This window comes from Methanocella conradii HZ254 (genome assembly GCF_000251105.1).
GTDB lineage: Archaea > Halobacteriota > Methanocellia > Methanocellales > Methanocellaceae > Methanocella > Methanocella conradii.
Window position 1 is genome coordinate 1,115,175 of the sequence record NC_017034.1, and the last position, 12,153, is coordinate 1,127,327.

Sequence of the window (12,153 nt, forward strand, 5' to 3'; positions counted from 1 at the left end):
AAAAACCTTTAGGGCTTTGTGCGGGCCGGTCCTGCTATGAACGCGATGCCAGCCCCTTGATGTGATAAAAAGCACAATATATAAGATGAGGGGAGGTGGAATGCGCCCACAAGATCGGCCAAAAAATCAATTAAGCCTTCCCTTTTTGAGGGAAGGTGCAAGTGCGGGGTGATTTCAATGGTCCAGCACCGGGCATTACAGCGGGTGATGCCAGAGCGACCGGGGCGCACTCCGGGCGATGACTGTAACGGCTATGATGGCAAGATGCCAAAGCCAGCATGATCATCCTATACCCTCACACCACATATACCCCTCAATAACATGTTCCCACATGTCAGATTAAATAATTAATATATAAGAAAGGCATCTTTCTAGAACTTCAATCCATTATATGGCGAAAAGCTGGGCATGGTGCGTTGTATATTGGTGTTATTGTTACTTGCTGTTTGCCGGTATGTTTGTGGTGGCTTGGTCCGCTTTTTGAAAAGTATTAATAATTCCAGATGCCGCGATAACCGTGCCCGATGATTACAAATGATAGCTGTTTTTCTCCCAACTTATAAACGCCCAAATGCGAAGATATTTTTGTGGTTTGGCTATGCTTGGTTGGGCGACTATCAAGGAGCTTGGAGGTCGGCTCGGGGCCACGATCGATGATGCCATGGCCGATAAGCTTTCGTCCAGCCCGGACAGTGAGCGGTCCCTCGAGCTGATAAATTCCTCCATGAGGGCGCTAAAGGACAGGTATCCTCCGGAAATCGTAGACGCCATCATTAAGGCGGTGATGGAGGCCGATTTATCCATGAAGCCCGCCGGATGGCGCCAAATAGAGTCCCTATCACGAGACGTATTTGAAAGGCTATCCACAAATAATACATTCGCAGGGGAGCCATTCGATGAGTTCTACATCCGCTTCAAGCGCTTTGCCAGGTGGTTCAGGGCCGCCCTGGAGGCCGTAATATCTTTACATGGGCTTAAAAAGGAGGACATAGCCCTCGACAACCCGGCCATTAAGGACTACCTCATAGAGCTTAAGGAGCTTCCCAGCAGGCGCCTGGGCGAGCTGAGCTTTGCGTATAGAAGGCACGGCTACGATACCCTGTCCCATCAGATTCAGGCGCTCCTTGACAAGTACATGGATAGCGTCATAACGCGGGATAACTGCAGGGCCATAGTCAATATCATGAACAAGGTGGCCGGGCACCCAGGCTATTTTAAGGCGATGGGCGCCGAGCAGAAGCTCATTGAGATAAAGCCGCTCCTTCTGGCACTTTCAGGGCTGCAGCTATACTCGGGCAAGGAGCCCGAAAAGGCCGACCTCCTGGCGGCACTTAGCATACTACTCTTCAATGTATTTCCATCCCAAAAGCTGTTGAAGCTCATGTCAAGGTTCGAGCCCAGCCCCAAAAACGATGAGCTGCTCTACGATCATTGCGCAATTATCGCTATGAACTATATGCTTTTAGGGAGGCTGGACCTTGCCGCCAAGTATAACGAGAGGGCGCTGAGCTACGCCCATGACGAGGAAAAAAGGGCGTATGCCCTTATCCTTGAAAGTTGTATTCATCTTAGCAGGAAAGACTTCGATAAGGCCATCGCCGCCCTATCGAGGTGTTCGTCTGTTGCAGGGGATAAGAGAATGCGCGCCACCGCCCAGTTTTACCTGGGCATAGTGTATTATGAGACGGATAGGCTTGAGGAGGCGATGGAATGCTTCAGGCTGTCCAGGGATGGGCTTGAGGACGAGCTGGACGCCATGAGCGCCTGCAATAACATCGGCACATGCGCAATGCTGCAGGGCGACCTTAAAGCCGCCATCCGTGAGTTCGAGGGCGTCGAATACATTGGCCGCTACATGACTGGCAATACAGCTAAGTCGCTCATGTCTGTAGCATACGGCAACCTGGGGATAATATACTTAAACATGATGGAATATGACCGTGCCATCGGCTACCTTAAAAAGGCCTTAAAGCTCGATAAGGATACGCATGATAATAAGGGCGTTGCCAACCACCTTGCGAATATCGGCCTCGCCCTGGAGGCGAGGCGGGAATATAAGCTTGCGCTGGAGCACTTTAAGTCTGCCCTCAATATTTCTTTTATGTGTGATTACCTGGAGGGTGCTTTGTTCTCATTTTCGAGGATCGAGCGGTTGATGGCCCTTGAGGGCAGGTTTGAGGATGCGGAGGCCCTCAAGCAGGAGATGGCGAGGCGAAATCCCGGGATATCCCGCATGCTCAGCGAGTGAGCACAAAAATCTTTTATTCCCGCACGGTGTCTTACCATTCGATGTCAAAAAGGGAGGTCATTTCCGCAGTCAAGTACGTCTCTAGGATGAAGCAGGAGTTCATGCTTTCCGAAATAGCTGATTACGTTAGTGGAGGGGCCACTGTGGACAGTATTTATGACATCGTGGCGCCTCTGGCGTTTGACCTTGGAGTGAAGCTGGAGCCGGCTAATGGGGATTGCAAGGCTGTGAGAATGGCTCCACCAAAACCTATAGCGATAACGGAAAGTGCACGGAAGGCACAGGAAAGATACCTATCATCACCCGACGTGCCAGAAAAGCTACAAGGGCTTATAGAGAGGTATATCGAAAAGAAGACGGGCAAGAAATGGGATGACCCGCAGGTATTGGACAGGATGAGGAGGGCCGTGGCATCCCAGAAGGCGGAATACTGGAAAGAAGGGCCAAAGCGAAAGATATCATATGAAAAAGGATATAGCGTCTTAGGCTACCTCGCCTACCAGTTTCCCGTCTACTTCGTTGAATGGGAGCATATTTTTTATGGGCTGGCGCTCGACGGCTTGCTTAAAGACCGGATGAAGGTGCTGGACGCGGGGTCAGGCCCAGGAACGGTAACGCTTGCATTGGCAGACTTTTATCATAGGGCGAGGTGTGGCGAGGCTCTGGCCTATTCCCTGGAGAAATACGACGAGAACGTCGAGGCGTTCTCGTGGCTGGTGCCCCCATACGCCGAGGGGAGCGGCGTCAGGGTGGAGAGGCCAATTAAGATGGATTTATTGCAGCTGAAAGCCGAAGAGCTTCCCGATAATATAGATCTTATCGTATTCTCTAACGTGCTAAACGAGCTGAAAGCCAGCCAGGAAAGAAAGGCCGAAATTGTAAAAATGATGGCCGACAGGATGGCGAAGGATGGAAGCATAGCCATAGTCGAGCCGGCAGATAAGGCGAACTCGATGGAGATGCGGGAGCTTGTGGTAGCTCTAATGGGCAAAGGCCTCGGCGTCTACAGCCCATGCTCCTTCATATGGGGCGCCCGATGCCACCCCGTATCGTGCTGGACATTCGAGGAAAAGGAGGATATAAAGCCGCCGAGGCTCATGCAAAAGCTGGCGGAGGAAGAGCCTTTCAGGTACATGAACACGGACATCAAGTACTCATACGCCGTGCTCCGCAAGGATGGCCTGTCAAGGGAGAACTACCGGGTCCCCGAGAAGGCCGGGTTTGCCCGCCTCTCCAGGATTGGCGCACGTCTAAAGAAGCGCGTCAGCGTGGTTGCTGCGGTAATGTCAGGCGACCTTGGCGATAAAAAGGACCACGTCTTTAAGGTCTGCGACGGCACAGCAGTCAAGCCCGTCTACGCCATCCTGCCCCATTATCACGTAAGCCCTGCGAACGAGCCATTATTAAGGGCAAAATACGGGCAGGTCGTCGAAATGCACGGCGTTCTTGCAAGGTATAATGAGGAGTACGACGCCTATAACCTCCTGGTGACGAGAAACACCGTGGTGAAGCCGGTCAAGACTTAAAGGCGTCTCCTATCCGCTCAAAGATGTTTTTGTCTTTATTCTTGCCCGCCTTTTCCTCAGCGGCAAGCTCCTGGTAGAGCTTTCTTTGCTTATCAGTGAGCTTAGTGGGTATCTTTACGACCACTTTTACGTGCATGTCGCCCCTACCCCTTGAGCGCAGGCTCGGGAAGCCCTCCCCCTTAAGCCGAAAAGTGGTATCGGTTTGAGTGCCAGGGGGTATCTTCAGCTTTGCCCTGCCGTTGAGAGTCTCAACCTCGACCTCATCGCCAAGCACGGCCTGAGCGACCGTGATAGGCAACACGCACAGGATGTCATCGCCATAGCGCTGGAAGTAGGGATGGGACTTTACGTGGACCACCACGTAGAGGTCGCCTGGCGGCATGCCGTTAGAGCCGGCCTCGCCCTCGCCGCTTATTCGAAGCTGAAGCCCCTCCTCGACGCCCGCCGGTATCTTCACCATGAGCTTTCGGACGTGGCGGGACTTGCCCGTGCCACGGCACTCCGGGCATGGGGTGTCAAACGTCCTGCCCCTGCCATGGCACTTGCCACATGTGCTCACCCGCACCATCTGGCCGAACAGGCTCTGGGTAACCTGCCTGACCTGTCCCGTGCCCCCACAGGCTGAACACGTATTGACCCTTGTCCCTGGCTTAGCGCCCGAGCCATGGCACGTCTCGCACGTATCCATCCTCGGGAAGACTATCTCCTTCTCAGCCCCGAAGGCGGCCTCCTTAAAGTCTATCTCGATGTCATAGCGCAGGTCCGCGCCCCGGCCCGATTCCCTGCGGCCCCTTCCCCCAAAAAACATCTCGAATATGCTATCGTAATTCCCGAAGCCCATCTCGCGGAAAATATCGCTAAAAGTCGCACTATTATAAAAGTCCGCATCAGTGTAGCCCTGCATGCCCGCGTGGCCAAACCTGTCATACTGGGAGCGCTTCTGCTCGTCCGAAAGCACCGCGTAAGCCTCGGATATCTCCTTGAACTTCTCCTCCGCCCCTGGCTCCTTGTTCATGTCAGGGTGGTACTTCATCGCAAGCTTACGGTAAGCCTTCTTTATGTCGTCGATGGAGGCGCTCCTATCGACGCCGAGCACCTCATAGTAGTCTCTCTTTTCGGCCACGAAACTCACCATTTTTAAAAATAAAAAGGAGGAGAAGATGCTTAATTCTTCTTGTCGTCCTTGACCTCGAACTCTGCGTCGACCACATTAGACCCCTTGCCGCCGTCCGCCTGCGCCTTCTCCTTCTGCTGCTGGGCCTGCTGTTGCTGCTGATAGGCCTGGGCGGCCTGCTGGTACATGATCGTGGCGACCTCATTGACGGCCTTGGTCAGGTTCTCGGTCTCCGCCTTGATCCTTGCGATATCCTCTGACTTCTGGGCCTCCTTCAGGCTCTCGATGCCCTTGTTTATACGGTCCTTCTGGTCAGCCGTGATCTTGTCCCCCGCCTCGCTTATGGTCTTTTGCGCCGCATACAATATGGCATCGGCGTTATTCAGCACCTCCGCCTTTTCCTTCTTCCTGGCGTCCTCGGCCGCAAACCTCTCGGCCTCCTTCATCATGCGGTCGATCTGCTCCTTCGACAGCTTGGTGGAGGCGGTTATCGTTATCGCCTGCTCCTTGCCCGTCCCGAGGTCCTTCGCCTTGACGTTCAATATGCCATTGGCATCTATGTCGAACGTCACCTCAATCTGGGGGATGCCCCTCGGCGCGGGTGGAATGCCTATTAGATGGAACCGGCCAAGGGTGGTGTTATCCGCGGCCATCGGCCTTTCGCCCTGGAGCACGTGTATCTCCACGGACGTCTGGTTATCCGCAGCCGTGGAGAACACCTGGCTCCTCCTCGTAGGAATGGTGGTGTTGCGCTCTATCAGCTTGGTAAAGACGCCGCCCAGGGTCTCGATGCCCAGCGATAAAGGCGTAACGTCCAGTAGCAATAAATCCTTGACCTCGCCCGCGAGCACTCCGCCCTGGATGGCCGCGCCCATGGCGACGCACTCCATCGGGTCGATGCCGCGCTCCGGGTCCTTGCCGAAGAACTTCCTGACCATCTCCTGTATTATGGGCATCCTCGTCGGGCCGCCCACGAGGATGATGTGGTCTATCTGCGACGCGGTGAGCTTTGCGTCCGAGATGGCCTGCCTCATCGGGGCGTAGCACCTGTCAACCACGTCCCTCACAAGCTCCTCAAGCTTGGCCCTGGTAAGCGTCATGTCCAGGTGCTTCGGGCCATTCTGGTCTGCGGTAATAAAAGGAAGGTTGATGTTGGTCTGCAGGGTGCTTGACAGCTCTATCTTTGCCTTCTCGGCGGCGTCCCTGAGCCTCTGCATCGCCATCTTATCCTTGCGCAGGTCGATGCCATGCTCCTTCTGGAAGGTGTTAGCGATGTAATCTATAATTCGGTTATCCATGTCGGTGCCGCCAAGCTGGGTGTCGCCCGAGGTGGACAGGACCTCAAAGACTCCATCGCCCATCTCCATTATGGTGACATCGAGCGTGCCGCCGCCCAGGTCGAAGACGAGTATCTTCTGGCTGCCCTTCTTGTCCAGCCCGTAGGCAAGCGCGGCCGCCGTGGGCTCGTTGATGACCCTTAAGACCTCGAGGCCGGCGATGGTGCCGGCATCCTTGGTGGCCTGCCTCTGGTTATCGTTAAAATAGGCGGGAACCGTGATGACGGCCTTAGTTATCTTCTCGCCCAGGAAAGCCTCTGCGTCCTGCTTGATTTTAGATAGAATCATGGCCGATATTTCCTGGGGCGTGTACTTCTTGCCGTCGATGTCCACCTTGTAGTCGGTGCCCATCTTTCGCTTGATAGCCATGATAGTCCGCTCGGGGTTGGTCACCGCCTGGCGCCTCGCCGCCTCTCCGACGAGACGCTCCCCGCTCTTGGTGAACGCCACCACTGATGGGAACATCCGGGCGCCCTCCGCGCTCGGTATTATTACCGGCTTGCCGCCTTCCAGGACGGCCGCCTCTGAGTTGCTCGTACCAAGGTCTATGCCGATGATCTTCGTCATAATCATTCACCTCTCTTTGAGACTTTCACCTTTGCGCAACGAATGACTTTCATGTTCAACGTGTACCCGCGCTGTATCTCTTCCAGGATTGTGTCTTCTTCATGGTCGTTGTCCACGGCCTGCATTACCGCCTCATGCAAGTATGGGTCGAACTTCTCCCCGACGGTCTTTATGGGCTTTAGCCCGTGCTTTTCGAGTGCGGCCTTCATGCTGGAGTAAATCATCTCCAGGCCTTTTGCCATCGAGTCATCCGAGTTTCTTGCAGTTATAAGCGCCCTCTCCAGGTTCTCGTATACGTCCAGCAGGTCCATGATTAGCGACTCGTTCGCGGACCTGGCGAACTCCTCGCGCTCCCGTGCGGCGCGCTTCTTATAATTTTCCAGGTCGGCCTTAAGGTACATTGCAAGAGTTTTATACTCTTCGGCCTGCTTCCTGGCGAGGGCCAGCTCATCATCTCCGGGTTTAGCGGTGTCTTCAGCCTTCGGCTCCGTCATGTTTTCCTTTTCGCCCTGCTCGACCGTGTCCATTAAACGTGCCTCCCTGGAAGCCGGTTTTAAATAATGTTTGCACTTCTATAAATAGTTAACCATAGGCGTCTATGCATTTACATTACATCTGTTCATTTACCCGCCATTGGCCGGCCACCATCAAACATCCTGATATGCATTTATATGATTTAAAGTAAACCCGTCTAAAACTAGGGAGCAAGTCGTAGTTAAAAAAAACATTATATACAAGTAATTTGAATATTTAGTGGCAAATGTACAAAGAAGGTGCCCACAGAGATGGATAGCTATAAGCTGGCTACGTTCGGCGAGCCAGTAGACATGAATAAGCCATCGCATTTTCCTGGTAATGACGCTATCGAAAGGCCGGAATATGAAAGGCAAAGGACCGTGGCAATCATAGAAGATGAACGGGACATCGTAGACGTCTATACAAAATTTTGTTTCATGAATTGCCTGAAAGTCGCCTTTGTCGCCTATGACGGCTCCGAAGCGCTTAGGGAGTTCGGGAGGCGTGCCCGCCCCGACGTCCTTCTCATCGACCATCGCATGCCGAACATGACGGGCCTGGAGGCGATGAGGAGGATGCTGGAGCTTGACCCTGACGCGAAGTTCATCGTCTTGAGCGCAGACGATGAAATTAAAGATGATGCGCTTAGAGCCGGTGCCAGGGCCTTTCTCAAGAAGCCCGCCTCTTTGTATGAGATCTCTTTAGCTATAACAAGAGTCCTGAATGAGACGTGATGTTTAATAAAAATCTTTTACAGTTGCTTATGTTTAAGAAATGATGGTGAACTTATAGAACATATCGTACTCAGACAGCGTATCCCTAACCCATTTAGCGTCAGACGAAGGCAAGCCCCTCTTAAGCTTGACGATGATCTCCTGAAAATCGCCCATATCCTTAAGCTCAAAGGACTCCACAAGCTCGGATAATCGTAAGCTATCATTAGGGTTACCCAGTAAGCTGAATATCTCTTCCGCGAAATCTGCCATGATGCCACTTTTCCTTTAAATATGTAGAGTCTTAATAGACTTATTGTACATCCCCGGCCTTCCCATAAACTTTGTCATACACCTTATATTGCCCTTGTTGCTCTTCAAGGGGCATGTAGTAACAGGGCTTCGGATAGCCATCAGCCAGCTTATCGGGTAACTCGAATAACAGGCCGCCCCTTGCAGCGCCTGTACCAGGCCCAATCACCATCGTCGGATACTTAAACATATATGACGACAATAGCAATACAATAAAATGCCTCATGCGACCTCTTCAATTTTATACTATACCTTGTACTGATTTTAGTGTATCCGCCCATAATATCTACTTTTCGAGAGAGACGCTCTTAATTCGAAATAATGTCTTATTCGTGGAGGTCTAGAGTTATTCACCATGATGGTGGAGGAGACGTCTTGAAGGTGAAGGATATCATGAACAAGAACGTCGTGGCCGTATCGGCGGATACGCCGGTGGTTGAGGCCGCGAAAAAGATGAGGGAAGCGAACGTCGGGTCGGTGGTCGTGCTCGACCACAACGAGGTCAAGGGGATCGTAACGGACCGGAAGATAGTGACAAGCGTCATCGCGGAGAACAAGGACCCGGGCAGGGAGCGCATAGGGAATATAACCAGCAGAAAGCTGATAACCTGTGACGCGGACTCCGACGTACACGATGCCTTGATGACGCTGGGCCAAAACAAGATCCGCCGGTGCCCCGTTCTCAACGAGCGTAAGGAGTTGGTAGGAGTCCTCTCGGTCGCCGATATCGCTCACGACATGAAGGGATGCATGGACGCACTGTTTGACGAGCTTTCGAGCTCCTGCCAGTGCATGGAGCATAAGCCAATCATGCGTTAGCTTTTCCCTTCTTGCCCTTTTTCGGCGGCAGGCCTATGGCGTTTATCAATTCGATGAGCTCCGTGAAGGCGTGCATTTCATAGTCTATTATTTGCTCTTTTGTCATCGAGATGGTCATCTCGCCGTCTGCCGAGAGCCTGTCCGGCCCTCTTCGTATGAGCCTGTCTACGCCGTCTTTCGTGAGCATTTGCTCTAGCTCCTTGTCGTGTACGAGCGCCCTGCCGGGTATGATGACGGTTTCCTTGACATTTTTAAGGTCTATGTCATTGAAGTCTTTGATTGTGATGAGGCATGCGATGTCTTTTTTTACGGGTACTACGTTGACGGTGCTGCCGAGCTTCGTGAAAATCTCCTGGATTAGAGGGGCGGCTATGGTGCCCGAGATCAGCGTCGCCTCTTTTGTGACTTTAGGCAATTTTAGCAGCTTTTTGGGGTGGTGGCGTATCGCAAACGGCGAGCCTAGCTTTGGGTCGCCCAGCGGGGTGCCCGTGACCCTGAACTTGTAGCGCGCCGCTATGTCTTTCACAATATTTTCGAACTCCTGTACGGTGTGTGGCGTAACGCCTTTAATGAGCGGCGCGTTGTTCAGGATGAGGCCCTGCTCTTCCGAGTTTGCAAAGCGCATCAGGATTACTCCTTTTGCGCCCCATTCTTCGAGGAGGTCGCACGTCTTTATGAGGTCTTCGCCATCGTTTACGCCGGGTATGAGGACGGAGGCAGCGTAAACGTCACATGATTTGCAGAACCTTTTTAGGGCTTCCAGGGATTCTTCGGGGTGCTTGTCGTTCATGTATTCCTTGCGCTTTTTTGGGTCGGCGGAGAAAACCGTGAAGGTGACTTCGGTTACGCCGTTCTCTATGTAGTAGTCGGCGTCGTCCGCGCTGTCGAAGCCCTTGCCGCTGGTATATCCAAGGTGGAGCGGTATGCCATACTGCCCAAGGTACGCCACGAGTTCCTTGAGCTCGGGATAGCAGCTTACGTCGCCTCCCCCGCTTATAGTGATCTTGTCCACATCCCTGTTAAACATCAGGGCGCTCATCACGTCTGACGTGACCATTGGGAGCGGCTTGAAGCCGGGGTACTGCTCCTTGATGCCCCTCGTACAGTAGTCGCAGCCCTTCTGGAAGGGGAGGCAGTGCTTACAGCCAAAAGCAGGAACGTTCTTGACGAGCTTGAAATAGCAATACTTGCAGAAGCCCCTGCAATCCTTGCCAGGGCTGCCGCCAACATCAGCTAGAATCTCCACCATAATACCAGCAAGGAAAGTTATGCTACTAAGAAATAAATCTTTTCAGATAAGCTTCTAAGCCTTCTTAACCTTAGAGGCTTCAAAAAGATGATAAACTATATAATGCCATATACATCTTAAAACACAATCACACCATTATAGAGGCCGTTTCAATGAAGTTCAACCCGGAACAGGTCAAGCTCGAGACGAGAGAAGACTTCGACAAGGCGTGGAGCCAGTGCGCAAAATACCTGACTCCTGTGGACGAGGGCAAGGATTACTCTATCAAGATGGAGCGGGGCAAGCCGCACCCGGTTTACGAGACGATGAATCGGCTTAGAGAGGCCTACCTGAACATGGGCTTCGAGGAGATGGTCAACCCTATAATCATTGATGACGTGGATATTTTCAGGCAGTTCAACTATGAGGCTTTGGCCGTATTGGATCGCGTATACTATTTGGGCGGCCTGCCAAGGCCAAACGTGGGCATCTCGGACGAGCGGTTCGCACAGATAGAGGGGATCATCAAGAAGCCATTGTCGGCCGAGGATAAGGAGACCATCCGGGCTATTTTACACAAGTATAAGAAGGGCGAGATAGAGGGCGACGACCTGGTGGCCGACCTGGCGGCTGGGCTGAATGTGCAGGACTCAAAGGTGGCGGTCGTAATAGACCACGTGTTCCCTGAATTTAAAAAACTGGAGCCGGAGTCCTCGCACAAGACGCTGAGGAGCCACATGACGTCTGGCTGGTTCATCACTCTGGGGGCATTAGTGAACAGGAGGAGGACGCCGCTAAAGCTCTTCTCGGTTGACCTTGTGTTCAGGAGAGAGCAGGAGGAGAACGCTGACAGGCTTAGGGCGTATCACTCGGCGTCCTGCGTCATCATGGACCCGGACGTTAACGTGGAGCATGGAAAGGCCGTTGCGGCAGGCCTCCTGAAGCAGTTCGGCTTCTCGCAGTTCAAGTTCAAGCCGGACGAGAAGCGGAGCAAGTACTACACGCCCGACACCCAGATAGAGGTTTATGGGTACCATCCTGCCCTTAAGGGCAGCAATACCAAGTATAAGGATGGCTGGGTGGAGATAGCCACTTTTGGGATATATGCCGCAACAGCGCTAGCCCAGTACGATATACCTTATCCCGTGATGAACCTGGGGCTTGGCGTCGAGAGGCTGGCCATGATACTCTACCAGGCACAGGACATGCGTGACCTCGTGTACCCACAGTTCAAGGAGGATTGGGAAATGTCCGACGAGGAGCTGGCGCACATGATTTCTATGGAGCGCGTGCCATTGACGAAGGAGGGCCATGACCTGGCGATGGCCATAATTGCGACGGCAGAGCGTAACGGGAACGCCCCCAGCCCATGCGCCTTTGAGGCCTGGAGCGGCAGCCTGAACGGCAGGAAGCTCAGGGTTAGCATCGTCGAGAAGGAGGAGAATAAAAAGCTATGCGGCGCCGCATACCTGAACGAGGTTTACGTCTACAGGGGAGACGTGCTGGGCATACCCCTGAATAACCCGAAGTTCAGGGAGGTTCAGGAGAAGGGCGTCCGGGTAGGCATAAGGTACATCGACGCCATAGCGAATGCGGCGGCCCGCAATGCCGAGGAAGGCATCTATGAGACTGCTGTGAAGATGTCAAGGGCGCCAGGGGATGTGAATATTGTCATAGACCCTGTGGGGTTGCGCTACATCCAGGGCAAGAAGCGCCGCGTGGACTTCCGCGGGCCCGTGTTTACCACTATAAGGGCCGAGGCCATTGAATGAT

At 53.2% G+C, this 12,153-nt stretch carries 11 protein-coding genes; 5 read left to right on the forward strand and 6 right to left on the reverse strand.

The genetic code is table 11. The annotated features are described in order from the left end of the window. Positions 1-598: 598 nt before the first annotated feature. Together MTC_RS05740 and MTC_RS05745 are read left to right on the forward strand one after the other, a co-directional pair. Entirely contained in the window at positions 599-2,248 is a 1,650-nt protein-coding gene (locus MTC_RS05740; protein ID WP_014405745.1) for a tetratricopeptide repeat protein, read from the forward strand. Between the two features lie 41 nt (positions 2,249-2,289). Beyond that, positions 2,290-3,774, forward strand: a complete 1,485-nt coding sequence (locus MTC_RS05745) for a small ribosomal subunit Rsm22 family protein (RefSeq protein ID WP_014405746.1) — start codon at positions 2,290-2,292, stop codon at positions 3,772-3,774. Here MTC_RS05745 and dnaJ read toward each other — a convergent pair. The 3 genes from dnaJ to grpE are packed head-to-tail and all read right to left on the reverse strand — an operon-like array spanning position 3,764 to position 7,319. Next, positions 3,764-4,897 carry a molecular chaperone DnaJ gene (dnaJ, locus tag MTC_RS05750; protein ID WP_237705992.1) on the reverse strand — a complete coding sequence of 378 codons (1,134 nt, stop codon included), beginning with the start codon at positions 4,895-4,897 and terminating at the stop codon, positions 3,764-3,766. The genes MTC_RS05745 and dnaJ overlap by 11 nt on opposite strands. A gap of 41 nt (positions 4,898-4,938) precedes the next feature. Beyond that, positions 4,939-6,792, reverse strand: coding sequence for a molecular chaperone DnaK (dnaK, locus tag MTC_RS05755; RefSeq protein ID WP_014405748.1), 1,854 nt, complete (start codon positions 6,790-6,792; stop codon positions 4,939-4,941). Between the two features lie 2 nt (positions 6,793-6,794). Then, on the reverse strand, positions 6,795-7,319 hold the full coding sequence (gene grpE, locus MTC_RS05760) for a nucleotide exchange factor GrpE (RefSeq protein WP_014405749.1): 525 nt from the start codon (positions 7,317-7,319) through the stop codon (positions 6,795-6,797). Between the two features lie 258 nt (positions 7,320-7,577). Here grpE and MTC_RS05765 point away from each other — a divergent pair, with 258 nt between their 5' ends. Beyond that, a complete protein-coding gene (locus MTC_RS05765; RefSeq protein ID WP_014405750.1) occupies positions 7,578-8,042 on the forward strand; it encodes a response regulator in 465 nt (154 codons plus the stop codon). A gap of 33 nt (positions 8,043-8,075) precedes the next feature. Here the strand turns inward: MTC_RS05765 and MTC_RS05770 are convergent, their stop codons facing one another. Continuing rightward, positions 8,076-8,294 carry a hypothetical protein gene (locus tag MTC_RS05770; RefSeq protein ID WP_014405751.1) on the reverse strand — a complete coding sequence of 73 codons (219 nt, stop codon included), beginning with the start codon at positions 8,292-8,294 and terminating at the stop codon, positions 8,076-8,078. A gap of 40 nt (positions 8,295-8,334) precedes the next feature. Beyond that, complete coding sequence (locus MTC_RS05775; protein WP_014405752.1) at positions 8,335-8,559, reverse strand: hypothetical protein; 225 nt, start codon at positions 8,557-8,559, stop codon at positions 8,335-8,337. 155 nt (positions 8,560-8,714) lie between these two features. On the opposite strand from MTC_RS05775, the gene MTC_RS05780 reads away from it, so the two are divergent. Further along, the gene (locus MTC_RS05780) at positions 8,715-9,152 is read left to right on the forward strand and encodes a CBS domain-containing protein (protein ID WP_237706000.1); all 438 of its coding nucleotides are present in this window, start codon (positions 8,715-8,717) and stop codon (positions 9,150-9,152) included. Here the strand turns inward: MTC_RS05780 and mmp10 are convergent. Beyond that, positions 9,142-10,401, reverse strand: coding sequence for a methyl coenzyme M reductase-arginine methyltransferase Mmp10 (mmp10, locus tag MTC_RS05785; protein ID WP_014405754.1), 1,260 nt, complete (start codon positions 10,399-10,401; stop codon positions 9,142-9,144). The genes MTC_RS05780 and mmp10 overlap by 11 nt on opposite strands. 152 nt (positions 10,402-10,553) lie before the next feature. Between mmp10 and sepS the strand changes: the two genes are divergently transcribed. Continuing rightward, positions 10,554-12,152 (forward strand): O-phosphoserine--tRNA ligase, encoded by a 1,599-nt coding sequence (sepS, locus tag MTC_RS05790; protein WP_014405755.1) that lies wholly within the window; start codon positions 10,554-10,556, stop codon positions 12,150-12,152. Position 12,153 lies beyond the last annotated feature (1 nt).